At 45.9% G+C, this 24,051-nt stretch carries 30 protein-coding genes; 20 read left to right on the forward strand and 10 right to left on the reverse strand.

The window, feature by feature from the left end; translation table 11 throughout:
• The 15 genes from NYG90_RS09970 to NYG90_RS10040 all read left to right on the forward strand — a co-directional run.
• Positions 1 to 1,354, forward strand: a 1,354-nt coding sequence (locus NYG90_RS09970; protein ID WP_285265008.1) for a coiled-coil domain-containing protein, incomplete at its 5' end; no start/stop codon positions are given.
• A gap of 11 nt (positions 1,355 to 1,365) precedes the next feature.
• Positions 1,366 to 1,989, forward strand: coding sequence for an HI_1402-related protein (locus tag NYG90_RS09975; protein ID WP_285265009.1), 624 nt, complete (start codon positions 1,366 to 1,368; stop codon positions 1,987 to 1,989).
• Between the two features lie 9 nt (positions 1,990 to 1,998).
• Positions 1,999 to 4,011: a hypothetical protein gene (locus NYG90_RS09980; RefSeq protein WP_285265010.1), complete on the forward strand. Its 2,013-nt coding sequence runs from the start codon at positions 1,999 to 2,001 to the stop codon at positions 4,009 to 4,011.
• 250 nt (positions 4,012 to 4,261) lie between these two features.
• A complete protein-coding gene (locus tag NYG90_RS09985) occupies positions 4,262 to 4,426 on the forward strand; it encodes a hypothetical protein (RefSeq protein ID WP_285257351.1) in 165 nt (54 codons plus the stop codon).
• Positions 4,401 to 4,538: a hypothetical protein gene (locus tag NYG90_RS09990; RefSeq protein WP_285265011.1), complete on the forward strand. Its 138-nt coding sequence runs from the start codon at positions 4,401 to 4,403 to the stop codon at positions 4,536 to 4,538. Before NYG90_RS09985 ends, NYG90_RS09990 begins: the two co-directional genes overlap by 26 nt.
• Before the next feature lie 281 nt (positions 4,539 to 4,819).
• On the forward strand, positions 4,820 to 5,767 hold the full coding sequence (locus NYG90_RS09995; RefSeq protein ID WP_285265012.1) for a reverse transcriptase domain-containing protein: 948 nt from the start codon (positions 4,820 to 4,822) through the stop codon (positions 5,765 to 5,767).
• 9 nt (positions 5,768 to 5,776) lie between these two features.
• The gene (locus tag NYG90_RS10000; RefSeq protein ID WP_285265013.1) at positions 5,777 to 6,166 is read left to right on the forward strand and encodes a DUF1353 domain-containing protein; all 390 of its coding nucleotides are present in this window, start codon (positions 5,777 to 5,779) and stop codon (positions 6,164 to 6,166) included.
• 10 nt (positions 6,167 to 6,176) lie between these two features.
• On the forward strand, positions 6,177 to 6,758 hold the full coding sequence (locus tag NYG90_RS10005; RefSeq protein WP_285257355.1) for a hypothetical protein: 582 nt from the start codon (positions 6,177 to 6,179) through the stop codon (positions 6,756 to 6,758).
• Positions 6,759 to 6,826: 68 nt separating this feature from the next.
• The gene (locus NYG90_RS10010) at positions 6,827 to 7,135 is read left to right on the forward strand and encodes a hypothetical protein (RefSeq protein WP_285265014.1); all 309 of its coding nucleotides are present in this window, start codon (positions 6,827 to 6,829) and stop codon (positions 7,133 to 7,135) included.
• Entirely contained in the window at positions 7,071 to 7,571 is a 501-nt protein-coding gene (locus NYG90_RS10015; RefSeq protein WP_285265015.1) for a DUF5675 family protein, read from the forward strand. The genes NYG90_RS10010 and NYG90_RS10015 overlap by 65 nt, the downstream gene beginning before the upstream one ends.
• A 97-nt stretch (positions 7,572 to 7,668) precedes the next feature.
• Positions 7,669 to 7,923 (forward strand): hypothetical protein, encoded by a 255-nt coding sequence (locus NYG90_RS10020; RefSeq protein WP_285265016.1) that lies wholly within the window; start codon positions 7,669 to 7,671, stop codon positions 7,921 to 7,923.
• A gap of 24 nt (positions 7,924 to 7,947) precedes the next feature.
• Entirely contained in the window at positions 7,948 to 8,556 is a 609-nt protein-coding gene (locus NYG90_RS10025) for a hypothetical protein (protein WP_285257359.1), read from the forward strand.
• Positions 8,553 to 8,858 (forward strand): hypothetical protein, encoded by a 306-nt coding sequence (locus tag NYG90_RS10030; RefSeq protein ID WP_285265017.1) that lies wholly within the window; start codon positions 8,553 to 8,555, stop codon positions 8,856 to 8,858. Before NYG90_RS10025 ends, NYG90_RS10030 begins: the two co-directional genes overlap by 4 nt.
• Entirely contained in the window at positions 8,846 to 9,211 is a 366-nt protein-coding gene (locus NYG90_RS10035; protein ID WP_285257361.1) for a phage holin family protein, read from the forward strand. Before NYG90_RS10030 ends, NYG90_RS10035 begins: the two co-directional genes overlap by 13 nt.
• Positions 9,198 to 9,602: a hypothetical protein gene (locus NYG90_RS10040; protein ID WP_285265018.1), complete on the forward strand. Its 405-nt coding sequence runs from the start codon at positions 9,198 to 9,200 to the stop codon at positions 9,600 to 9,602. Before NYG90_RS10035 ends, NYG90_RS10040 begins: the two co-directional genes overlap by 14 nt.
• Before the next feature lie 60 nt (positions 9,603 to 9,662).
• Here NYG90_RS10040 and NYG90_RS10045 read toward each other — a convergent pair whose 3' ends face one another.
• The 7 genes from NYG90_RS10045 to NYG90_RS10075 all read right to left on the reverse strand — a co-directional run bounded on the left by NYG90_RS10045 (position 9,663) and on the right by NYG90_RS10075 (position 16,138).
• Positions 9,663 to 9,941, reverse strand: coding sequence for a hypothetical protein (locus NYG90_RS10045; RefSeq protein ID WP_285265019.1), 279 nt, complete (start codon positions 9,939 to 9,941; stop codon positions 9,663 to 9,665).
• A 722-nt stretch (positions 9,942 to 10,663) separates the two neighbouring features.
• Complete coding sequence (locus NYG90_RS10050) at positions 10,664 to 12,172, reverse strand: TolC family protein (RefSeq protein WP_285257365.1); 1,509 nt, start codon at positions 12,170 to 12,172, stop codon at positions 10,664 to 10,666.
• Positions 12,173 to 12,252: 80 nt separating this feature from the next.
• On the reverse strand, positions 12,253 to 13,500 hold the full coding sequence (locus tag NYG90_RS10055; RefSeq protein WP_115010679.1) for an Opr family porin: 1,248 nt from the start codon (positions 13,498 to 13,500) through the stop codon (positions 12,253 to 12,255).
• A gap of 40 nt (positions 13,501 to 13,540) precedes the next feature.
• Positions 13,541 to 14,428, reverse strand: a complete 888-nt coding sequence (gene panC / locus NYG90_RS10060; RefSeq protein ID WP_434062743.1) for a pantoate--beta-alanine ligase — start codon at positions 14,426 to 14,428, stop codon at positions 13,541 to 13,543.
• Positions 14,425 to 15,171, reverse strand: a complete 747-nt coding sequence (gene pyrF / locus NYG90_RS10065) for an orotidine-5'-phosphate decarboxylase (protein WP_285265020.1) — start codon at positions 15,169 to 15,171, stop codon at positions 14,425 to 14,427. Before pyrF ends, panC begins: the two co-directional genes overlap by 4 nt.
• Positions 15,164 to 15,826 (reverse strand): DedA family protein, encoded by a 663-nt coding sequence (locus NYG90_RS10070; protein ID WP_115010676.1) that lies wholly within the window; start codon positions 15,824 to 15,826, stop codon positions 15,164 to 15,166. Before NYG90_RS10070 ends, pyrF begins: the two co-directional genes overlap by 8 nt.
• A gap of 6 nt (positions 15,827 to 15,832) precedes the next feature.
• Positions 15,833 to 16,138: a YciI family protein gene (locus NYG90_RS10075; RefSeq protein ID WP_285257368.1), complete on the reverse strand. Its 306-nt coding sequence runs from the start codon at positions 16,136 to 16,138 to the stop codon at positions 15,833 to 15,835.
• Positions 16,139 to 16,388: 250 nt separating this feature from the next.
• Here NYG90_RS10075 and NYG90_RS10080 point away from each other — a divergent pair, with 250 nt between their 5' ends.
• Positions 16,389 to 16,985 carry a peroxiredoxin gene (locus NYG90_RS10080; RefSeq protein ID WP_115010674.1) on the forward strand — a complete coding sequence of 199 codons (597 nt, stop codon included), beginning with the start codon at positions 16,389 to 16,391 and terminating at the stop codon, positions 16,983 to 16,985.
• Positions 16,986 to 17,063: 78 nt separating this feature from the next.
• Here the strand turns inward: NYG90_RS10080 and NYG90_RS10085 are convergent, their stop codons facing one another.
• Positions 17,064 to 18,353 (reverse strand): arsenic transporter, encoded by a 1,290-nt coding sequence (locus tag NYG90_RS10085; protein WP_285257369.1) that lies wholly within the window; start codon positions 18,351 to 18,353, stop codon positions 17,064 to 17,066.
• A gap of 89 nt (positions 18,354 to 18,442) precedes the next feature.
• Between NYG90_RS10085 and NYG90_RS10090 the strand changes: the two genes are divergently transcribed.
• From NYG90_RS10090 to NYG90_RS10100, 3 genes are all read left to right on the forward strand, one after another.
• Positions 18,443 to 19,039 (forward strand): hypothetical protein, encoded by a 597-nt coding sequence (locus NYG90_RS10090; protein ID WP_285265021.1) that lies wholly within the window; start codon positions 18,443 to 18,445, stop codon positions 19,037 to 19,039.
• Positions 19,040 to 19,057: 18 nt separating this feature from the next.
• Positions 19,058 to 19,411, forward strand: coding sequence for a methionine-R-sulfoxide reductase (locus NYG90_RS10095; protein ID WP_115012249.1), 354 nt, complete (start codon positions 19,058 to 19,060; stop codon positions 19,409 to 19,411).
• Positions 19,412 to 19,495: 84 nt separating this feature from the next.
• Positions 19,496 to 20,569 (forward strand): bifunctional 3,4-dihydroxy-2-butanone 4-phosphate synthase/GTP cyclohydrolase II, encoded by a 1,074-nt coding sequence (locus NYG90_RS10100; RefSeq protein WP_285257371.1) that lies wholly within the window; start codon positions 19,496 to 19,498, stop codon positions 20,567 to 20,569.
• Positions 20,570 to 20,720: 151 nt separating this feature from the next.
• Here the strand turns inward: NYG90_RS10100 and NYG90_RS10105 are convergent, their stop codons facing one another.
• A complete protein-coding gene (locus NYG90_RS10105) occupies positions 20,721 to 21,101 on the reverse strand; it encodes an ExbD/TolR family protein (RefSeq protein ID WP_115010670.1) in 381 nt (126 codons plus the stop codon).
• Between the two features lie 98 nt (positions 21,102 to 21,199).
• Positions 21,200 to 22,624, reverse strand: coding sequence for an outer membrane family protein (locus NYG90_RS10110; protein ID WP_285257372.1), 1,425 nt, complete (start codon positions 22,622 to 22,624; stop codon positions 21,200 to 21,202).
• A 185-nt stretch (positions 22,625 to 22,809) separates the two neighbouring features.
• Between NYG90_RS10110 and NYG90_RS10115 the strand changes: the two genes are divergently transcribed.
• Positions 22,810 to 23,901, forward strand: coding sequence for an NAD(P)-dependent alcohol dehydrogenase (locus tag NYG90_RS10115; protein WP_285257373.1), 1,092 nt, complete (start codon positions 22,810 to 22,812; stop codon positions 23,899 to 23,901).
• The last annotated feature ends 150 nt before the right edge of the window (positions 23,902 to 24,051 follow it).

The raw sequence follows: 24,051 nt of genomic DNA on the forward strand, positions 1-24,051 counted from the left end.
AAACCTAGAAGCCCAAGAAAACAGCCAAAGCCTAGAATCCACCAAAGAGAGCAGCCAAGTCACTGCGCAAAAAGTGGATTCTAGCGCGGATTCTAGCGAGCTAGCCCAAGAAGCCGCGCCAAGCACGCCCGCGACAGATTCTAGCCCGCAAGCTGAATCCGCACCAAGCGCGGCAAAGCCAACGCCCACGCCGCCGCTTTTGCCAGAAGCCCCAAACCTAGGCGATGACCCCCTAGCCCCTGAGCTTGATCAAACCGATGAGAAAAAGCTAGAAGCCTTCAAGCAAGAAGTCGCAGAAGCGATCAAGAATAATGCCGGCGTGATAGAATCCACCCACTACACCTTGCAAGGCATAGCCGAGCTGCTCAATATCTCTAGCGATTTGTTTCGATTCTACAAATACCACGCCCAAAGCATAAGCCTAAGCTCCAAGCAGTGGGCAGAGCTGAATGCAAACTTACAAGCAATCACTAGCTACATAAACCAAGCCTTGCAGTCCCTAGCCACGCAGCACACCCAAAGCCTAGCGATCTATAAACTAGTAGAGACTATGCTAGATGAAGCTAAAAGCTTAAGCGATAGCACCAAGCTAGATCTAGAGCAGGTTAAAGAAGCTTTGAGAGCATTAAATGAGCTTGATCATAAGCTAGCAGAGCTTATGAGCTTAAGCGCAGAGCTAGAAGCGCAGATAAAGCTAGCAGAGGCTTTAAAGCAAGAGGTAACAAACCTAAGCCAAACCCTGCTAAATGAAATGCGCACGGAGCTTTTAAGCGATAAGGAGGGCTATGAAAGAGAGCTTGAAAGCAAAAAGGATGAGTATATCGCGCTACTAGATACAAAGCTAGGGGATCTTACAAAAAAGCTAGCAGAGTTTGAAAGCACACTTACGCAAAAGAGCCAAGAGCTAGCCCAAAAGATCGCAGAGATAGAATCTAGCGTGCAAGACAAAGCCCAAGAGACCAAGCAAGCCCTAGAGACAAAGGGGCAGGCGATCAAGGGAGAGCTAGAGACCTACAAAGATGAGCTAAAAGCAGAGCTACAAGAGATCATCCAAAATGCTGGGGGGGACATTAGCGGATCGGGCAGCCAAGAAGCACTAAATGCCATAAAACGCGCCAAAGATCAAGCCCTGCAAGCCCTGCAAGAGAAAAAGAGCGAGCTAGAGACACAGCTAGCAGAGCTAGGCAATCAAACAAAAGTAGAGCTAGAAGCCAAAAAAGCCATAGCCCTAGAGTCTATAAACACCGATAAGACCAAAGCCCTGCAAGAGATAAATGCCCTGCTGCAAGGGCTTAAGCCAAGCAGCCAAAGCCAAAACCTAGCTGATAGCGAGCTAGGGACCAATCTTTTATAAAGGAGCCACAAATGGTATTTTTACAGACAAGCAATCAGCCTTTAGCCTTTAGAGATAGTGCGAGTGGGAGGGTGAATGTATTCTTAGGAATGCAAGAAGCCCCCAAAACTAGCCAAGAAGCAAAGACCCCACCAAGCTACCGCTATGCAAGCGCGCTTTATATCAATCAAGCAGCAACTGATAGCGCGATCCTGCAAGCGATGTTTCACACAGCGACTCTAACGCCGCTAGATCTCCCCACGCTTAAAGCGATCAAGCTAGCACAGATCAATGCAAGCTACCAAGAAGCCCTAGATCTTATCACCCAAGCCACGCCGCAAGCCGAGATACAAAGCTGGGCTACCCAAGAGAGCGAGGCAAAGGCGTATCAAACTAGCCAAGAAGCCCAAACCCCCTACATCGATAGCCTTGCCAAAGCAAGGGGCGTGGAAAAGACAGAGCTAGTAGCAAAGATCCTAGAAAAAGCCCAAATCTTTAGCACACTTTCTGCCACGCTTACAGGATCGCGCCAGAAGTGCGAGGACGCCATAGCCAAAGCGCAAAATGCAAAAGAGTTAGAGGCGATCATCTTTAGTCCAAAAGCTGATCAAGAAAATGCCCAAGATGATGTGCAAACTTATGAAGAGCAAGCCTAAGGAGAGTCAATGAAAAATCAAATCCAAGAATCCACACAAGGAGAGCAAATGAGCGACACGATGAGAGAGCTACGCCCACGAGAAGAAATGCTAGAGAGACAAGTAGATAGCGAGCTAAATAGTGATGAAGAGCCAACACACAGCGTGCCAAAGCACCCAGATGAAGAAAGCCAAGATACTGCAAGCCCAAGCGAGCAAGAATCCACCCAAGATCTAAGCACGCCAGAGAGCGCGACAAATATCGCCCACCGCCAAGCCACGCTAGATAAGCTAAAAGAGCTAGCCCAAGCGGCTAAAAATGCAGAAGCTTTGGGCTATATCATAAAGAGCTTTTATGAGCTAAACACCGATAGGCTAGAGAGAGTGCAAGACACGCGAGCCGCCTTGCTAAAAAAGGCTAAAGAGCTACAAAAAACTGCCCAAGAAGCAAGGGATCTCTATATCCTAACCAAATACACCCAAACCCTAGGGGAGAATCCACCTAGCGTGCCTAGCATAAGATTTAGCCACAAAGAGCTGCTAAAAAACGCAAGCGGCGAGCTAGAGATAAGCCCAAGCCATAGCGACACGCACGGAAGCAACCTTACCTATGAGCTACTGCTCTCAAATCTAGCTGCCACAAAGACCAAAGACCTAGAAGCTGGGAGCTACACCCTTACAGCGACAAATGCAAGCAGTGATACAAGTGCTAGCATAAAAGCACGCGCGATAAGCCCCACAGGAGCCGTGAGTGAGTGGAGTAAGCCCATAAGCGTGAAGGTAAAAGCTAGCGTGTTTGCGGGCTTTATCGAAAATATCGATACGAATAAATCCCGCCGTATAAACACCGGCACCGCTGAAGACAACCTCTGGCTAGATAAAGTGCAAGATCGCTTAAATGAAAAGTCAAACGATGATCCTGTGACCAAATTTTTTGACCGCGTGGATATGCCCCACTCACACATCAAACGCTACGCTTTGAAAAATGACGGCACGCTAGAGTCTATCCCGCAAGATGCCGACCTATCCCACCAAGCTATGCAAAAGTATAAAGATAGCGCGCTTTGGCAGTGTGTCAGCAAGATCCCAGAGCATCATATAATCGACATAGAGTTTGCATACAATAGCCAAGAATATTTGCTAAAGCTTTGCAGTCTAAGTCCCTTTAGCTTTGATCTCAACGCCTATGGCTATCAAGGCTATACAAATTTAAGCGGAAGGGGTGTGGATAAAAATGGCGTGATCTCTAGCGTGAAGGTAGAGGGATTTTATCTAGGGAGCTGGGAGAGCGTGAGCCTAGGGGGTATGCAAGGAAGCTTCTTTCTAAGTAGTAATCCCAAGCCTACCACAGAGATTGACCGCCCTAGCTTTAGAAGCCAAACGCAGCAGTTTCACAAAGATATGAAGATACAAAACCACCACGAGCGAGAAGCCCTAGCCTTTTTATATAGTATAGAGAGAGGCTATCTAGGAAGCACGGCAGATAGCAAAAGCACAGATCAGAGCAAGTGGGCGATCTATAGCTGGAATTCAAGCGCGAACAACACAAGCTATCTCTATGAAGCTATAAGCTTTGCCACGGGGGATAAGACTATGAGTATCCCTGTAAGCGGGGGTGATAAAAGGGCAAAGATGTTTATCTATCGTGGTATCTGCAATCCTGCTGGGAATGTCTGGGAGTTTGTCGATGGGATATATTTGAATAATAAGCTAGTCTATCTAACTACCCACGAGCAAGCTTATAGCGATGAGACTTCTAGCAATGGCTACACAAATACCGGTCATATCGTCAATATCACTCGCGGCTCTCAAGTCAAGCGCACCCACGCAGGCACGATGATCCCCAAAGCCACAGATGGAGGCACTAGCACTAATGGCACTACTGATGGGGGCTGGATCGCAGATGGGCTACGGCTTTGTCTCATCGGCGGCAGCCTGCACGACTCCGCGCACGCCGGCTTGTTTGCTTGGAATGGTCACGACGAGCTGGGGGTTCGCAGTTGGTACGTCGGCTCCCGCCCTTGTTTCAAAAAGACACCCTAAAAGCCGCGCGATCTTTATAAAAGATCGCGCCCACGAGAGTGTGAAAAGCTAAAAAAGCAGCTAAAGTATTTGGGGAGCGACGCTTGAGAGAGAAGCCCGCGCTAGGACCCGGCTGCTAGGGGGAGGCGGCAGCCTGAACAACTCCGCGCACGCCGGCTTGTTTGCTTGGAATGGTAACAACGAGCTGGGGGATCGCAATTGGAACATCGGCTCCCGCCCTTTTTCTTATGGATTCAGCTTTGGGTAGGCGATGCGATTGATTGCGCAAATTTTGGGACAACCGCAGACCCCAAGTCTAGCTCTGCCCCAAAATTTGCGCAAAGCAACCACAGCCCCACCGCAAATCTTAGAATCCTTTTACACAAAAAAAGTGGATTCTAGGAAACGCCGTGCGACTAGAATCCAGCAGCGTTAGAATCCACAAAAACGCCTTTTGTCATTGCGAGGGAGCGAAGCGACCGAAGCAAAGCAAGGCTCGCGATGACAGAGTGGGGGGAGTGGCTCGCGATGACAGAAAGTGGATCTAGCACAACCCCCTAGTAGCCCAAGCGATAAATGCGGATATGGATCGCCACGCCGATTTCATCGGCTCGCGATGACAGAACGGCGGCAACGCCCTCCAACGCTTGAACAAAGGAAAGCCCCGCGCAATGATTAGTAACGCCAAAGGCGTGAAAATTATGGGGAGAATAGAAACAAAGGATCTACCATAAAAACACATAAACACCTTTATGAAAAGATCATAAGCTTAGAAAATATCCAGCTAGCTATCACCAGAGCAAGCCGCGGCAAGCTAAAACGAGCTAGCGTGCAAAGAGTGCTAAAAGATCGCGAGCTTTATGCCAAAAAGGTGCAAGATAAGCTTATGGGCAAAGATCTTAAACTACTAGAGCCTACCACGAAGCGCTCGCGCCTAGAAAATGGCAAGATACGAGAGCTAGCGATCTCACCCTTTTATCCTAATCAAATAATCCACCACGCCCTAGCAAATATCATAGAGCCTTTACTGCTAAAGACTCTTAGCACACAGACTTGCGCGTGTATCAAGGGGCGGGGGGTGGATTATGGACTAAAGCGCGTGAAGGCTTATGCCAAAGTGTATCGATACTATCTCAAATGCGATATAGCCAAATTCTACGCGCATATCAATCTAGTAATCTTACAAAAGCAAATCGCTAGGAACATCTCGTGTGCTAGGACACTTACGCTTATCACTAAAGTGCTAGGGGCAAATCAAAGGGGTCTAGATCTAGGGAGCTATCTAAGTGCGCTTTTTGGCAATGTATATCTAAGAGACATTGACAGAGCACATACAAAGGGCGTAAAGCTTGTGCGATATGCTGATGATATAGTGCTGTTTAGCGATAGTAAGAGAAGCTTGTGGAGAAGCTTTGGGAATATTAAAAGAGCTTTGCAAGATCTAAGGCTACAAGCGCATAAAGTGTGCCTAAGACCTATGCAGGTGGGGCTAGACTTTTTGGGGGTGGTGAGCTTTGAAAGCTTTGCTCGCGTGAGAAAAGCCACGGCAAAGCGCATAAAAGATCTAGCAAAACTAAAACGCGTAGGGGCAAAAGAGTTTGCAAGGATCTTTAGCTACTATGGATATATAAAAAGGGCAAGCTGCTTTAATCTCTTTAGCAAAGTTTTGAATGCGATAAAGCATAAGATCAAAGCCTACTGCAAGAAGGCTCACATAGCCTACCCACTCAAAGGGCTATGCTTCTATCGTAGGGAAAAAAGACTTTTTACACTCTAAGGAGAGAGTATGGATAATTTACAGAGATTTACCGAGCCTATTGAAGTGCGATTTAGCAACGATGGTAAGAGCCTAACACTACTGCAAGGCTTCTACTACTATCGCAAAGGAAGTAGCGCAGATGATCAAAGCGCGATCAAAGTGCCAAGGGGCTTTCACACAGATGGATTTAGCAACTTTGGGGCAGACTTTGTGCTACCGCGCTTTGGCAAAGGGCTAAAATGCGCGGTGCTGCACGACTATCTATGCGTAGAGTTTCACGCTGGCAGAGTCTCTAGGGCTTTTGCGGATAAAGTATTTTTAGAAGCGATGATAGAGACAAGGGCGTTTAGTAGAGTAAAAGCATATATGATCTATGCGAGCGTGCGAGGTTACGCAATTTATAAAGGCTACAAGTGAAAGGATAGAAATGCAAACCATACTTCTACAACTCCGCTCCCGCCTTCGAGACACAGACTACGAGCGACTAAGCTTCAACGATACAGAGCTAGGCGATGTGATCTTGCAAGCCCAAAGCAAGATCATCTATGAGCTTTGCACAAATATAGGGCATTTTAGGCAAGAGCTAGGGGAGAGAGATAGCACCCTAGAGCTAGAAGCCCCCGTGCTAGAGATAATCCACGCAAAATTTAACGGCAAGGCGTGCGATCTAAAAAGCTACACCCAAGCCCTAAAGCACCCGCCAAGCTCCCCCACGCTTATAGCTCTAAATCCTAGGGCTTACACGATCGCTCCCTTTACTAGTGGCGTGCTAGAGATCTGGGCAAACACCGACACAAACGAAAGAGAAGTGATCCTAGACCCGCTCTATCACAGGGCTTTGGTGCTGGGGGCTTTGGTGATCGTGCTTGAGATAGAGACCAATGCTAGCAACCTTGATCGCGTGGGCTTCTACACCAAGCTGTATGAAAAAGAGTGCGATAAGCTAAGGGCGATCACAAATGCTAGCCGTGAAAAAAGGGCGTTTATCACGCCTTTTATCAAAGCATAAGCCCCAAAATATCGCCTAGCTTTACCCCTTTTATAAAAAGTGGATTCTAGGAAAAATCGCGTTTGTTTATGGATCGCCACACCACTGCTAGCGCAGTGTCTCGCGATGACAGAAAGCACATTCTAGGAAAAACGAGAAGCGCAAGAAATCGCGTTTTCTACCCACGCACAAAGGCGTCAGGATTTGCCGATGATTTTGGGGGTTTTCAAGGCGCGGGCGCAGGGATTTTACTCGGCGTAAATGAGCAAGCCCGCGCCGTAGAATCCACCAAAAGTGCGGCAAAGCCAACGCCAAAAGAGAAAAGGAGCTTATATGCTAACAATCACACTACAACGCAAAAAAGAATACGCCAGCGTGGAAAAACCACCAAACGCTAAAACAGGGCGAGTATATAAAACAGAGCCAAGCACAATCGGTGAGCTAATCGTGGAGAACGAGAGCGGAGAGATTATCTTTGCTTGCGTTACTTGCGAAAATGGAGGCCCAAGCACCGACACACCAAACCAAGATAAACGCATAGTAGCACGCACCTACCAGCTTTACTGGACAGAATCAAGCGTGAGTCTGCCTAAAGAGTATAAGCCCAAATGTATTAGCACCTACACCGATGAGCTAGCGAGCCACAAAGGGCGGAGAATTCACATCCATATCGGCAATTATCCACAAGACACCGAGGGCTGTTTGCTACTAGGGCAAATCGATAATGGCAACGGCACAATCGGCGCAAGCACGCAAGCGGTAAAAGACTTTTATGATTTAGTGAGCAAGCACGGAATCGAAAACTTTAGACTAGAAGTAAAAGAGATTCAATGAGCAAGCCACTAAAGACTACCAACAAGCGCATTATAAAAATGCTAGAAAAAATGCGCGATAAGCAAGCACAGAGCAAAGACAAGGCAAAGGGCAAGCAATGAAGCATTTACAAGACTTAGGGCTAGTGGTAGTGGCATTTGCTACCTTTTTTTTAATCGGCTTTTTTATCCACACGCTAGCGACTTATAAGCATTGCGATAAAGAGTTTAACTGCTCCGCCGCACACAAAGAGCAAGGCGAAGTAGTTTTAAGCCCTTGCGATTTTAAAGTGTGCAATGTAATGCCCAGCGATGAAGTGCTAAACAGCCACAGCAAAGCATACGAACCACCAACGCCACAAGGGCTAAGGTAGTCCAAATCTAACAAAGGAGACACAATGAAAAGCGACGCGTTAGCTTTTTGGCTAAAAACACCGATTTCATCGCCGCACTGCGTCGATAGGCACAGAGCCTTATCTCCTTGCGCGGCTCGAAAAGCGGCGTTTTTATCTCAAAAATCCTGCCGCGATAGAAAAAGGGCGGAGAGTCAAAACGCAGTTTCTTTAGAAAAAGCGGATTCTAGTATGGATTGCCACGCCGACAAGTCGGCTCGCGATGACAGAAAAGCGGATTCTAGGGGAAAAGCCCCAAATCTAAACACGGCGCAGGATTCTAGGATTTTTGATGAGAAAGCAGGGTTGTGCAGTGACGAGCAAGGAGATAAGACTCGAGCGTCTATCGACGCCGCGAGCCACAAACTCCCTGCTTTATCGCAAAAAGCCGAATCCATCAAAAAGACAACGCCCATAATCTTAATGGCTCTACTCCTTTCAGCCTGCACCACCACAAAGGAAGCCGTGTATATCCCTACAAAATGCAAGACAAAGGATATACCAAAGCCTATGCCTAGCAAGGAATCTAGTGTCAGTGAAGATGTCGCAGAGATACTGAAATACACCGAGCTACTAGAGAGAGATTTAGAATTTTGCAAAGGAGATGGGCAATGAGCTTGCAAGGGTATTTACTGATAGTGTTTGTGCTGGCATTTGTGATAAGTGTAGGGGTGTTTGTGCGATACCTTTATAAAGAGCAAGGGCTAAGAGATAATGCAAGAAAAAAGCTAAGGTCATATAAGTTTCTTTTCCGCTGGTGGCTCATAGGGCGATACTACTGCGAGAGTGAGACCACTAGGGATAAGAAGCTTATAAAGCTGTATAAAACACTGCATAAAATCTTTTGGGGAGCAGTGAGCATAGGGCTGTGCCTTGTCGTAGCAGAGATAGTGGAGATGATACAATGGATTATTTAGTAGAGTTGTTCCCAAATTTACCCGCTTACCTAGAGCTTGTGCCTGTGTTTATCATAGGGCTATGCAGTGGATTGGTAGCATTTTTCAGCGATAAGACAGAGCAGCCCACGAAGTTTTATGCGTTTAAATCAATCATCACAAGTGCATTTATCACAATCGTGATGTATGGGATACTTAGTGCTACTGATATACCTTATCTTGCGAAAGTTGCTATTGCTTGTGCGGTAGGCTTCTTTGGCGTGGATAGGGCGATAGAGATAGTGCAAAGGCTAATCGCTTTAAAAGGTGCAAGGACTACTGATGAAGTGGATTCTAAATATACCAAAAAGGATAAACACAATGGACAAGGCTAAGGCAGATTTCACACAAGACTTAGAAAAGCGCGGAGGCTTAAGCTTAGGGTATAAGATATTCCGCGCGGTGTTTATACTACTACTTGTAGTAAGCGTGGCAAAGAATGTAGAGCTATGGCTGAAGTATGAGAGACTGCAAGAGAGCTACATAGACTCCCTTGCCCGCTACACAAATTGGGATAGAGACTATATCCTAGAAGTGATGAAAAATAGTCTATCAAGCGTGAAAAAGGATATGAGAGGTGGGGCAGGCAAGATAGAGATTGCCCCCTACAAAGAGCGAAGTCTAAACAAAGAGTATGAGAACATAAACAAAGAGATAGAAAAGGACATAGAAAACAAGCTTGATAAGATAGAGAGCTTAGGACTAAGTAGCAAGGGAGAGGAGTAGGCTACAAAGGATTCGGCTTTTGCGCGCTTTTGGTGGATTCTACGGCGCGGGCTTGCTCATTTACGCCGAGTAAAATCCCTGCACCCGCGGCTTAAAAACAAGGACACCGCTCGGCGCAAGCCGATGTTTCTTTAGAAAACCCCCAAAATCATCGCAAAATCCTAGAATCCTGCGGCGTGTTTGGATTTGGGGCGTTTTTTGTTTCTCTGTCATCGCGAGCCTTGCTCTGCAAGGCGTGGCGATCCATACACACCAAACCACCACCACACAGAGCCAAAAGTGGATTCTAGCCCAAAAGCTTAAAGCCACGCCGATGATTCTACCCACCCACAGAGCCAAACCCTAGAGTCCAAAGCCACATTTTACACTTGCCTAGCGATCCACACCGCCGTGCCACACCACTCACACGCCCACATTTTTACACCACATTTTACGCCACACGCCAAAGCCACACCCCCCCACACAAGAGAGCAAGGCGAGCGAGCTTGCTTGGGAGAAAGGATAGAAGCCTTTAGTATTTAAAGGGGGTGATTTTGGTGGTAAATTGCGCGGCATCGCGTGAAAATTGGAGCGAGTGCAAAATGCAAAAATGCAAATCGCTAGGGCGGTTTATCTTTAGGCTATGGTGGTGCGGGTGGATCTAGGGCGTGCAAAGCGAGTGGGCAAGGGCAAGGGCAAGGGATAGAATCGTGTTTTTATAGCTTGGGCGTTGGGCGTTGCTTGGGCGCGGATTCTAGGGAGAGCTTGGGTCGCGCGTGCTAGATTTGGCTAGCGTAGCAAGGGGCGTGGGCTTTGGTAAGGGCTTTAGTAAGGGGGATTGCAAGATTTGCAAAAAGTTTGCAAAAATGGCGCGATTTTGCGCTACAATTTGCGCCGATCGTTAGGTCGTGTTATTTGAAAGCTGTGCCAGATTGTGCCAAAGTGTGCCAAAACTAAGCTACACACGCGAGCATATCACCCCAAAAGCCAGCCCCCAACCCCCCAAAATCGCCCCTTTAATCAAACCCCCTAGAATCCACTTTTGTGCTAAGGCGTGTCGTTAGTGAATGAGTGGATTCTAGCTACTGCCTATATGGATAAAAGCCCTCTATATCATCGCTTAGTGCAAAGAGCCTAGCAAGTGCGATGATAGCCTTATACGCGGAAGTTTGCTGCTCGATAAGGGCATTTTGCAGGGCATTTTGCGCATCGATTACTTGCATACTTGTAGCAAGCCCTTGCTTGAAGGCATTTTCTTGGAGCTTTAGATTCTCTTTGGCGAGATTGATAGAAGAACTTCTGCTTTTGTATTCTTCTTGGGCGTATAGGGCTTGCTTGTAGGTGTTTTTCACAAGGAGTGTGATGTCTTTGCGCGCTTGATTGGCAAGGGATTGCATCTCAAGCTGGGTGAGCTTGGCGGCTTGATAGTGCTGGATCCTAGCCTTTGGGGTGATGAGTGAGAGATTTGCCGCGACACCGATATGCCAAGTGGGGATAGCACGCATAATAAGCGCGTGATTGGCATTATTAGCATACACCGCCCCAAAGCCCACAATCTGCGGGAGGAAGGGAGCTAGGGCTAGGGTTTTAGCCTCTTTTGCGCTTTGGACTTTTAGGTCAAGTGAAGTTAGCACTGGATAGCTTGCTAGGGTTTTTTGTATAAATATGGATTCTGGTGGGAGAGGCTTTTCTACTAGCTTTAGTGTATCTATCGGGGCTAGATTCTGGCTTGAGAGCGTGGAGTTTAGCGTGAGAGAGGCGATTGTCGCGGCATTTTGCGCTTGGCTTAGGGCATTTAGGCTTTTATCGTGTGCGACTTGTGCGGCTAGCACTTCTACGCGTGCGATTTGCCCGCTTTTTTCTAAGGCTAGGGCATTTGCATAGTGCTGCTTGGTCGCTTGGCTACTTTGTGCAAGCACTTGGGCAAGATTTTCTGCTAGCACTGCGCCATAATACACATTTGCTAGCTCTTCAAAGCTTGATAGCTTTTTAAGCCTTAGGGCTTCTTTGGCGTCTTTGTGGGCTATGGCGGCGATTTTACTACCCTGTATCCTAGCTCCACCTGTGTAGAGTGGATAGATCATTGTAAGCGCGCCTATGATGATATTTTGATCAAGCAAGACAATGGGCTGATTCAGCGCACTAAGCAAGGGCGCGAACTGCTGGGACAAAGCTGGCGGGATAGAGCTAGTATCCATAGGAAGCTGCTCTTGGATCTTTCTATCTAAATGCGTATAAAACACGCTTGCATTGATCTCTGGGAGAAAGCTAAGCTTTGCCCCTAGGGCAAGCTTTTTAGCGCGATCTACGCTTAGATCCTGCGCCTTTATGGCATCGCTTGTTTCTAAAAGCAAGGCGTATGCCTGCTCAAATGTAACTTCTTCTGCCGTGTTGCGTGCCTTGTCTGCTGGCGTGGGGAGATTGGATTCTAGGGGGCTTTTTGGCTGATCTAGGGTGGTTGGGCTAGGCTTGGCTTTTTTGCTGCTGTGTGGGGCATTGCTTATGTCATCTAGCGTGAAATCTGGTAAAAGTGCTGCTTGAAGAGAAGAAAATCCTAGAATCCAAAGTCCCAAATACACAAAATTACGCATTTGCACTCCTAATAAAACCACGATATTTTACTATAACTCTAGCTTACTCAAGCGATCACTAGCTATGCGATTCTTGGGGGCTAAAATGTCAGCCGCAAGCCGCCATTTACCTGCGTCATAGTCGGCACGCCTAGAGAATCTAAATGCGTGTTTAGCACATTGATTACACCTATGACATTGCGCGTGAAGCCTATTTCCATAGCGAGATTTAGCTCATTTTGATTAGCTTTAGTGATTTTGGTGCTAGAGACATAGTCATAGAAGCTCGCCCCATAGGTGATAAGGAAGTTAAACCGCTCAACTTTCGTGGCAAGTTTGGCATAGATGAGATTGACATTTGGCTGTGTTTTTAGCACTCTGCCGCCCCAGATGAAAAACGGATCAATGCTATTGCCCATAATCGCCAGACTCCCCCAGCCGGCTTCTTTGCCTGTGTGGATATAGCCTACTGCTATGTCAAAGACATTGGGCAGTCCAAAAGATGCTTGCGCATACAAGGCGTTGCCATCTTTGCCGGCGTTGATGAGATCGCTTGTGGGGAGAGAGTTTTTATGCTCGATACTATATGCATAGCCTACATTGCCCTTCAAGTCAAAGTCCAAAAATGAGATTTTGCCATCGATCCTACCGCCAATAGCTGTGAAAATCGGCGGTGCGAAGTAGGTGTAGATCCTAGCACTTAGGGCATCATTTAGGATATAGTATTTTAAGCCTGTGTGATAAAGCCCGATTTTGGTAGGGCGGTAGAATCTAGTCATTTGATAGTAATCAATGCGTCCAAAATCATTGACCCAAAATGCTTCAAGCAAGAGCTTTTCAAAGGAGCGATTGCGTAGCCAGACACCATCGCTAAGGACATTGACCCAATCATTTGCGATGGCTATGCGCCCTGTTTTTAGGCTTGTATCGCCATCAAAATACTCGATAAAGGATTCTGCGATGGCGGCTTGGTTGTGGTTGAAAAAATCTGCCTTGGTATCGCCTTTACCACCAGTGGGGGGGAAAAATCCGGTATGTGCATCATAAAATGACGCCACCGCGCGAAAGCCGATAGAAGCGCGAAAATTTTTATAGAATCCAGAAGTATAGCTTAGCCCTACATTGCCCATAAGATAGCCTAGATTCCCCAAGTAGGCATAATGCGCAAGTCCCAAAGACTCATCGCCTATGGTCGTAGCACCGCCTTTTTGCAAGCCCACATAATTCCCATATAAAATCACATCGCCCTTGCTCACGCCATTTTTCAAGGCTTCATCAATGCTCTCAAATCCCAAAGCCACCTGCGCTAAAAGACTTACCCCACATATCACAGAAAAGACTTTTTTCATAATTGCCAAACTCCTTACAAATGGATTCTAAAAGTGGATTCTAGTTGGGCTCTAGCCAGAGATTATCTAGCAGTCTCACGCGCCCGACTCTTACGACTAGCACGACAATGCACGCCCCACCACCTTGGCGCAAATCCTCTATAAGAGCTAGATTCTCATCGATGATTTCAAGATATTCTATATCCATATTATTTAGCACTTTTATGCCTATGTTTTGCAGCTCTTTAGCGGCTGTTATGCCCTGATTGTAGGCTTGCTTGATAGATTCTAGTGCTTGATGTAGGCGCAATGCCTGCACGCGCTCTTCATCGCTCAAATACGCATTGCGCGAGCTAAGGGCTAGCCCAAACTCATCGCGCACAATGGGGCAGCCGTGTATGCAAATAGGCAGGCATAAATCGCGCACCATACGCTTGATAAGCAGGAGCTGCTGGGCGTCCTTTTGCCCAAAATAGGCGTTATTAGCGCGGGTAAGCATAAAGAGCTTTAGCACCACTTGCAACACACCGGCAAAATGCGTAGGACGCGCAAAGCCCTCTAGCACATAGCCCATAGACTTTGGCGGTAGTAAGCGCACTTCATCTAGCGCGCTATCACACAAAGCACCTGCCCCTTGCGCGCTAGGATACATCTCCTCCACACTTGGGGCAAATACCGCGCTCACCCCAAGCTCATCGCAAAGCGCGTAATCTTGCTCTAGGCTTCTAGGATAGGTGGAGAGATCTTCATTAGGGGCAAATTGCGTAGGATTGACAAAAATTGAGACAATGGTGTGGGGATTATCTTGTATGCTGGCTTGGATTAGGGATTTATGTCCATTGTGTAATGCCCCCATAGTCGGCACAAGCCCTAGATCTTGCCTAGAATCTAGCTTGTTGATAAATGCTAGTAGCTCGTTTTTGGTGCGCAAAATGGGGGCATTCATCATAAGCCTTGTGCTGTGTAGGCACTATCTATTTGCATAAGAGCAGATTCTATGGCAGCTTGCGGATCTTGCGCGGTGTAAATAGGGCGACCGATGACAAGAAAATCTGCTTGTGCCTGCACGGCTTGCGCGATTGTGGCAGTGCGCTTTTGATCATCTGGCTTTGCTTGGCTTTGGGGGCGGATCCCAGGGGTTAGGGTAAGTAGATTGCTATGTGTGGCTTTGATCGCGCGAGATTCTAGCACAGAGCAGACTATACCGCTCACGCCTGCTTGGCTTGCAAGTGCGCTTAAATCCCGCACCCCAGAATCCACTTTTTTCCCATACACTGCATAAAAGCTCTCATCATCAAAGCTTGTTAGCGCGCTTACTGCCATTACTTTCATATTTGGCGCATTTGTAGCGATACTTTGCATAACCGCACGCATACCCTCTAGCCCCGCGCTTGCGTGGATTGTCATCATATCTATGCCTAAATGTGCGCATTCTTTGGCTGCATCTGCCATTGTGTTGGGAATATCATAGAGCTTAAGGTCTAGAAATATTTTTGCCCCGCTTGTCTTCTTGATCTTCTCAATGCCTTTTGCACCATCACGGATAAAGGCGCGTAAGCCCACTTTGAGCCAGATGTTTTCGCGCTTTGGATTATCATAGATAATGCGTGCTAGCGCGAGATTTTCCTCTAGATTTGGGAGATCTAGGGCTATGACAAGCTGGGGTGCAGAGACTCTAGGGTGGCTAGGCATTTTTGCGCTTTCTCCTATACCATAGGATATATACTAGAGCGATCACTGCGACTGCTCCAAGGGTGGATAGCACGATTAGGTGTAAGGACTTTCTAATATCAAAAGTCGTGGCTTTATCGATTAGGACATTGGCAATCCCGCTTGCACTCAAATCATCGCCAAACACTTCGCCCACATAGTAGCCAAACACCGCTAAAATGGTGATCCAAATAAGCGCACCAAGTGTTGTATAAATGCTAAATTTCCAGAGATTCATCTTTGCCAAGCCAGCGGGCAGAGAGATATACTGCCGAACGCCCGGGATCAAACGCCCTAAAAATGTGCTAATCTCTCCGTGCCGCGAGAAGTAGCCCTCCATTTTTGCCATCGTCTGCTCGCTAAAAAACACATACTTCCCAAATCGCACCACAAATGCACGCCCAAAATATAGTGCCAAGACATAGTTAAACACCGCTCCTGCAAGGCTGCCTGCTGCCCCAGCCAAAAGTGCCAAGCTCATATCCATAGAGCCTTTATACACAAGATAGCCTGCTGGGATCATCACCACCTCTGATGGAAAAGGGAAAAAACTGGATTCTAAAAACATCATACAAAATACGCCTACATACCCAAGCGCACCAACTGTATCTACGATGAAGTGGATTATGTCATTCATATTTGCCTACTTTGTCAAAAATGTCGCGATCTCTTGGGCGTGTAGCACGGGATCAAACTCAACTATTGTGTGCTGTGCTATGTACTTTAGGGCAAATGGGTCATTAGCGGCAAAGGCTTGTGCGTCTTCCCTTGAGGCAAAACGCCCGATGATCATACCGCCTGTGCGAGGGGTTTTAGGACCAGAAGCGAGTAGAAACCCTGCTTCATAGCCTTTGGCAAGATAGGATCTATGCTCTGCTAGATGTGCTTCTATCACAGCCAAATCCGCCGTATAAGCTACATCAATAAGAAAAAGATGACTAGAATCCATACCGATCTCCTTTATCTAAAAAATAGGCGTTGGCAACCGCCATTTACGCAAAAAAACATACACAAAATATTAAATAATTAAGTCCATAATGGTAGCAGAAATTCGCAAACTCTAGGCTAAAAGTGGCATTTTAGGATTCTAGTAGGGGATTTCTCCATAGACTACGATAATTATTAACCATTGCTAGCTACAATGCCAAACGATAATAATTCTTGATTATTATCAAATTCATTTTACATAGGAGTTTGTTATGTTAGTAACAAGAAAAGCCCCAGACTTTGTAGCCCCAGCAGTTTTAGCCGATGGACAAATTGTAGAAAATTTTGAGCTAAGTAAAAATCTCGGTAAAAATGGCGCGGTTGTATTCTTCTGGCCCAAAGATTTTACCTTTGTTTGTCCAAGTGAGATTCTCGCTATGGATCACCGCGTGAAAGATTTCCAAGAAAAAGGCTTCAATGTCATTGGTGTATCAATCGACTCTGATGTGGTGCATTTTGCGTGGAGAAATACGCCTGTTGAGCAAGGTGGTATCGGCAAGGTAAGCTTCCCTATGGTATCTGATATTACAAAGCAAATCTCTAGGGATTATGATGTGCTTATCAATGGTGCTGTGGCATTGCGCGGTAGCTTTTTGATCGATAAGGACCAAGTTGTGCGCCACGCTGTGATCAACGATCTCCCACTTGGGCGCAATATGGACGAAATGCTTCGTATGGCTGATGCGCTGCTTTTCTTCCAACAACACGGAGAAGTATGCCCAGCAGGCTGGCAAAAAGGGCAAGAAGGTATGAAGCCAACCGCACAAGGTGTAGCTGACTATCTTGCTAAAAACGCTTCCAAGCTATAATACCCTAGTGTAATGCGCGCAAGACTCGCATTACTAGATTCTAGCTACACTTATGCTATCGCTTAGGTGTAGCAACTCTTATAAAAAAATCCCCGCTATCTTCACATAAACCCAAAGTCCCAAAAGCCCGAAAAAAAGCACAAAAGGCACGATAAGCAAAGCTACGAGCATATATTGTAAAAAGCTAATGCTAATCCCATAGCGTTTAAGGCTAAAAAGCCAAAGCAAAGTCGCTAGTGAGCCAATGGGCGTGAGCTTTGCCCCGACATTGCAGCCTAGCAAATGGGCAAAAATAAGTGCGTTGCTAGAATCCTTTAGTGCTAAATCCCCTAGCATAACCATAGGCAAATTATTTATCACACTAGAGCCAAGACTTGAAGATATACCTACGCTAAAGATTTGTGCAAATAATGGCAGGGTATCAAAATGCTTAAGCCCTTCAGCTAATAGCCCAACAAGCCCCATATTATTTAGCCCAAATACCACGATAAATAGCCCTAAGCTAAAAGCTACAATGCCTAAAGGGGCAAGTTTGAGCATTTGTTTAAGCGCGATTTTGTGCGTTAGGATTCCACACAGCGTGCTTAAAAATGCCACGCCTAGCGTGAAAACACAAAGAGCAATGCCAAATTTCTCCCCGCCAATAATGCCAAAGAGTAAAAGTGTGATTAAGGCAAAACAAAATAGCGTAATACTAGGCTTTGGCAAAGCTTGTGTATGCACTTTAAACTCTAGTGTTTTTGGGAGTTTGCGTGTAAATAGAATCCAAAACAAAATAAAAGCAGCAAGGATCACAAAAAGCTGCGGCAATGCCATAGCTAAGGCAAAATCTATAAATGTGATTGTAAAAAAATCTGCGGTGATGATGTTTGTGAGATTTGAAAAGATGAATGTATTTGAAGCAAAATCGCTCATAAATCCCACAAATAGTAAAAAGATGATAAGCGGAGAGCGTGAGAATTTGACATTTTCTATATGGGTTAAAAGCGCGATGATTAGAGGCGTTAGGATTAAAATCGCCCCATCATTAGAAAAAAATGTCGCTAACACACTTGCAAGCACACCTATAAAGACAAAAAATTTCCAAGTTTGCAAATGCAAAGTTTGCCTATGTGTAGAAAGCCTTAGCGTGTAGTGGGCTAAAACTTCAAAAAATCCAAGCTTTTCTAAAGATAATGCAAAAATGATAAGCCCAACAAGGCTAAAGGTGCTATCCCACACCATACCCCACACAAACGCCACATCGCTTAAACTCACAAACCCAAATCCCACACAAAGAGCCGCCCCAAGAGAGCTATACACCCACAAAGGCAAATTCAAAGGACGGATATAAATGCAAAGCAAAGTTAAAGCAAAAAGCCACAGCATAAGCAATCCCCAATAATCATAATGCGCAATACTAGCTTATCGCCCTTGAAGAATGTATAATGCGCACAATACTCACAAGGAGATAAGCAATGCACACGCCACAAAAAATAGCAAAGATTCTAGGGCTATTGCTTATGCTTGCCATAGGCTCTAGTGTGGGGCTTAGTGCTAGGGAGTGGGATAGCTCAAGTAGATTTGCTCTAGGGGTTTATGCTAACACAGGGGCGAGTATGGGCGGAGGGCTAGAGCTTGGATTCTCTCTGTATCAAGGGCAGATTTTACAGCTGCGCAACACCATATCCATAGAATCTAAAGCAGCAAAATTTCTGCAAGAAGAGAGCTTTGATACAAATATTTTGGGCTTTTATGAGAAGCTATCGCTTGGGATATTTGGGGGAGGGAGTATTAGCTCTTACATAGGGTTTCCATATTTTCGCCCGTATTTGTTTGTGGGGGCTGGGTTTGGGCTTGTCAATACACGCACAAGTAGCTTTGCCAAAGCTCCGTATTATTGGGAGATTAGCGGTGGGCTTGGACACGAGTTTATTAGCAAGAGTGGGCACGGGGTATTCTTCGAGCTAGGGGGTGGGGTCGCTAGACTCACACAAGCTCTACCAGATCAAAGAGCAGATGCCCCACTTGGCGGAATGTTTAAGGTGCTTTTAGGCTACCGATACTTTTTTTAAAGGATATGTATGCCCCCTATGCCACCACTGAGTGAGAAAGAGCGCGCGATCATCATCGATAAAGCCACAGAGCCGCCATTTAGCGGGATTTATACAGATCATTTTGAAGAAGGGGTCTATCTCTGCAGGCAGTGTGGGGCTAAACTCTATGAAGCTAAAGATAAATTCCCTAGTCATTGTGGCTGGGCTAGCTTTGATGATGAGATTGCAGGGGCTGTGGCTAAACAGCCAGATAGCGATGGCAGGCGCACAGAGATTGTATGTGCTAATTGTGGCGGGCATTTGGGGCATATTTTTGTAGGAGAGGGCTTCACAGAGAAAAATACGCGCCATTGTGTGAATTCCGCGTCTTTGTATTTTGAGCCTAGCTAGGCTACAAGCCTTTGTGCTTGCATTGCTGGGGTTTAGGATCTTTAGTATATAATCCGTGCTTACATAAATTTCAAGGATAGTTCAATGTATCAAACGCGTATGAAAGATGCCATAGAAGCGATTAAAAAAGGTGAGATGATCATCATAATGGACGATGAAGACAGAGAAAATGAGGGCGATTTGGTAATGGCTGGAATCTTTTCTACACCAGAGAAAATCAACTTTATGGCGCAAGAAGCAAGGGGGCTAATCTGCGTATCTATCACCCAAGAGCTAGCCCATAAGCTAGACTTGCCTCCAATGGTGCAAAGAAATGATAGCAACCACGAAACCGCCTTCACCATATCCATTGACGCTAAAGAGGCAAAGACAGGCATTTCTGCGTATGAGAGAGATTTGACAATCCGCCTAATGTGTGATAGCAACGCAAAGCCTAGCGATTTTGTGCGTCCGGGGCATATTTTCCCCCTTATTGCTAAAAGTGGAGGCACACTTGTGCGCACAGGGCATACAGAGGCTAGTGTGGATATTTGCAGACTTGCAGGGCTTGCGCCCATTAGCGTAATTTGTGAGATTATGAAAAAAGATGGCACGATGGCAGGGAGGGGGGATAAATTCCTCCTTGATTTTGCTAAAACTCATAATCTAAAGATTTTGTATGTCAGCGACATCATTCAATACCGCCTAAATTTTGAGAATCTCGTGCGTGAAACTTGCCGTGAAAAGGCGGTGTTTATGGCACAAGAGTGCGAGAAAATCACCTTTTTAGACCATTTAGATAATGAACATATCGCCTTTAGCTTTGGTCCGCAGGCTCAAACTCCGCTCATTAGATTCCATAGCACAAGCAGTGATATTGCTCTTTTGACAGATTCTAGTGAGTGGCAAGCCCTGCAAAAAAGCATAGAGCTACTCTCGCAGCAAGGTGGCTATCTTGTGTGCCTTGATAGCACTAAAGCTATGGGGGCAAAAATTGCAAGTGGCAGTGCGGCAAAAAATTGTGGCGATATGAAAGACTTTGGCATCGGCGCACAGATTCTAAAACAGCTTGGTGTGAAAGACTTCACACTTCTTAGCTCTCATTGTGTCAATACTGCTAAAAGCTACAATGCTCTAAGTGGCTTTGACTTGCATTTGCAAAAAAGCGTTGAGGTGTAGCAGGGTGGATTCTAGGAGCTGGGTTTGTGGGGGGTGCAGGAGCTTTGGGCTTGCTCTTTGCTTGCGGATCGTTGGGAGGGTCTGGCTGCCTTAGGTGTAGGCTTGTAGTCAAATTAGTAAAAGTGGATTCTAGGCTAGGGCGAGTCTTTGGCTACTCTTCTTCTACGACTATATAGAGATCTTTTAGCCCTTGGGCTTGGATTATATCCATCATCTGCACAAAGGCGTTTAGGTTGCTTTGGGAGTCGCCATTGATGATGACAGAGGTGCTTTCATCATAGCTTTTGATCGCTTCTTTTAAGGATTCTAGTGTATGGGGCTTGTCGTTGAGATAGTAGCGACCCTGCTCATCAATAGCGATGGTAATGGGCTTGCTCTGTGTGTCTTGCTTGCTTGAGCCATCGCTCACTTTAGGGACATTGACTTGGATTCTAGAGGTATTGACAAAAGAAGCCGTTGTAAGCACGATCACTAAAAGCACTAGCATAATATCAATAAATGGCACCAAATTCATAGAATCTATTTTTTTCAATCATAGTCCTTAAAGCAAGAGTGGGTAAGTGGAGCTAGATTCTAGCAGAATCTAGCTTGTAGAATATAGGGTATGCAGATCTGGGTGGTTACACTGACTTAGATGTCGTAGTGTATCCACAAAAATGCGTGGCTTCTATCAGCGACATTTTTAGGTGTGCCAGATTGCGGAGCAGTATTACCATTGCTGCCACTCTCATTTGCCCAGCCTACTTTGTAGCCAGCTTTTGTTGTATCGCTGAAGTATTCGATTTTCCCGCCGATTGATAATCTTTCATCGATTTGGTATTTAAGGTTGAGTGCGACACTATGCTCTTGACTACGCTCTGCATCTGTCCAGCGACCAAGGATCTGCCACCATAGCTTGTTTGCAAAGTGTGTCCCACCGACAAAAAGATAAGGTGTGATAGCATCTTTACCAATCATATCGCTGATACTTCGACCGATGTCATAGGAGCTAGCTGTCCAGAAGTCTATCATCCAAGGATTCCCAGTAGTCCCGATCCTAGCATTAGCGTGCCCAAAGTTTTTATACAAGCCTAGCCCGAAGTTGTAGTTGTTGTAGTCAAATTGCTGCTGGATAAGCAAGCTTTGCGTGTATTTATCGACTATGGAGCCCCAGCGATATTTGCCTACCCAAGTATCATCGCCATAAATTGGCAGCAAGATATTAGCAAAGGTGCGTGAGCGGAAGCCTGTGCCATCAAAGCCCTTGTTTGTATCATACTCTACGCGGAATGCCGGAGCTGTATAAGTGCCAGGAGAGAAGTAGATATAGGGCGTGATGTCAAGCCCACCAAGGCTGTAAATCGCTTTAAACGCGTGGATTCCGTAGTTGGCAAACTGCCCGCCTGAAGTCATATAGCCCTGTGGCGAGTAGAAGTCAATCAGCCATTGACCAAAGGCAAATGCCCTACCATAAGAGCTATACCACCAAAGCTTGAGCGATTGAGAATCGCTAAATTTAAACTTCATCGCCGCTTCAAAACCTTGCGTATAGCCGCTCATATACTCAGCACTTGAGAGATAGCGACCGCCTTTGAATTGGAAGCTAAAAGGGCTTGTATCAAAATCCCCATAAGTATAATCAAGATAGGCATTATTGACCACATAGAGATGGCGATTTGTGCCATCTTTTGGACCTAGGTTTTGATTATACCCTGCCCAGTTTCCTACATACTCGTTATTCACGCTATCTGGTCCTAGTGGAAACCCCTTGCTCGTAGAATCCAAAATCATCGACCCACCTGTAACATTAAAGCCATATTTGAGCGATTGATTTTCTGTATCTTTGGGAAGCAAGTTGCCATCAAAGCCAAGGCTACCTACGACATTTAGAAAGCTATCTGTGGGATAGACACCCTTGTCTGCATCGATAGCTTGATTATTAAAGCCACCTTTACCAAATGCTTCAAGCCAGCCGTTGTATTTAATATCAAATGCGCTTGCAGTGCTAAACATACTAGCTACAATCGTGCTTACAGCTAGAATCTTGCTTGTAGGTTTTGTTACAAAAGCGTGCATAAAAACTCCTTTAGATGATATAGGGGGTAAATTGTAGCTGCTTTACCTTATATTTACTTGATATTTACTATTTCGTATCAATGTGGGCAGATTTGTAACGATACTTGACAGACACTAGGTGCTAGGCTTTATAATGCTGCGCTAGATTCTAGCCTAGAATCCAACTTTCACTAAAAGGAGCAACAATGCTTTTAAAAGACAATCTAGCCCAAGCCAACAATGGGCAAAAAATCACCGCCAAAGGCTATGCAGTCGCTCATAAAGATGACACATTTAAGCCCTTTAGCTTCACTCGCCACGCAATGGGGGAGAATGACATTTTGATTGAGATTCTCTATGCTGGAATCTGCCATAGCGATATACATTCTGCCCGCAGTGAGTGGAAAGAGGGGATCTACCCTATGGTGCCCGGGCACGAGATAGCTGGGCGTGTGGTGGCTGTGGGTAAAAGCGTGAGTAAGTTTAAAGTCGGCGATTATGCGGGGGTGGGCTGTATGGTGAATTCCTGTGGGGAGTGTGCTGCGTGCAAGCAAAGTCAAGAGCAGTTTTGCGAAAATGGCAAGGCGGTTTTCACCTATGATTGCCTTGATTGCTTCCACGATAATGCCCCAACCTATGGAGGCTACTCAAATAATATCGTTGTGAGTGAAAACTTTGCGATCAAAGTGCCGCAAAATGCCCCATTAGACAAGGTCGCCCCACTGCTTTGTGCAGGTATCACCACTTATAGCCCATTGAAATTTAGTAAGGTCAAAAAAGGCGATAAGATCGCAGTGGCTGGGTTTGGCGGACTTGGGCTTATGGCGGTCAAATATGCCCTGTATCTTGGCGCGGAAGTGAGTGTATTTGCACGAAATACGCTTAAGGCACAAGAGGCTAAAGATTTAGGGATAAAGGCTCTCTACACAAATACGAGTGAGTGCAAGGAGCGATTTGACTTTATCATCTCTACCATTCCTACCGCTTATGATGTCAATAGCTATGTGGATTTGCTGAAGTTTGGTGGAGAGCTGGCGATTGTGGGGCTTCCGCCTGTGGAGCTAAAGACACATATTGATGTAACGCGTCTTGTCTTTAGTGCTGGGAAAAAGGTGTATGGCTCACTCATTGGAGGCATACAAGAGACGCAAGAAATGCTTGATGTTTCTGTAAAAGAGGGAATCTACCCAGAAGTAGAAGTCATTAGCATAAAAGACATTGACACAGCTTATGCAAATCTTACAAATGGCAAGGCAAAATTCCGCTATGTGATTGATATGGGAAGCTTGGAGGGGTGAGACTACAAGGATTCTGCTAGAATCCTTGCTATTTGGCATAGATACTGCTTGAGACATATTGATATTGTTTAAGACAAAGGGGTTTAATGATTACACAAGACAATCTAAAAGAAGTGCTAGAGATTCTAGGCTTTGAAGCTCTCTCTGGGG

The sequence above is a fragment of the Helicobacter zhangjianzhongii genome (assembly GCF_030249855.1).
Taxonomy (GTDB): domain Bacteria; phylum Campylobacterota; class Campylobacteria; order Campylobacterales; family Helicobacteraceae; genus Helicobacter_B; species Helicobacter_B zhangjianzhongii.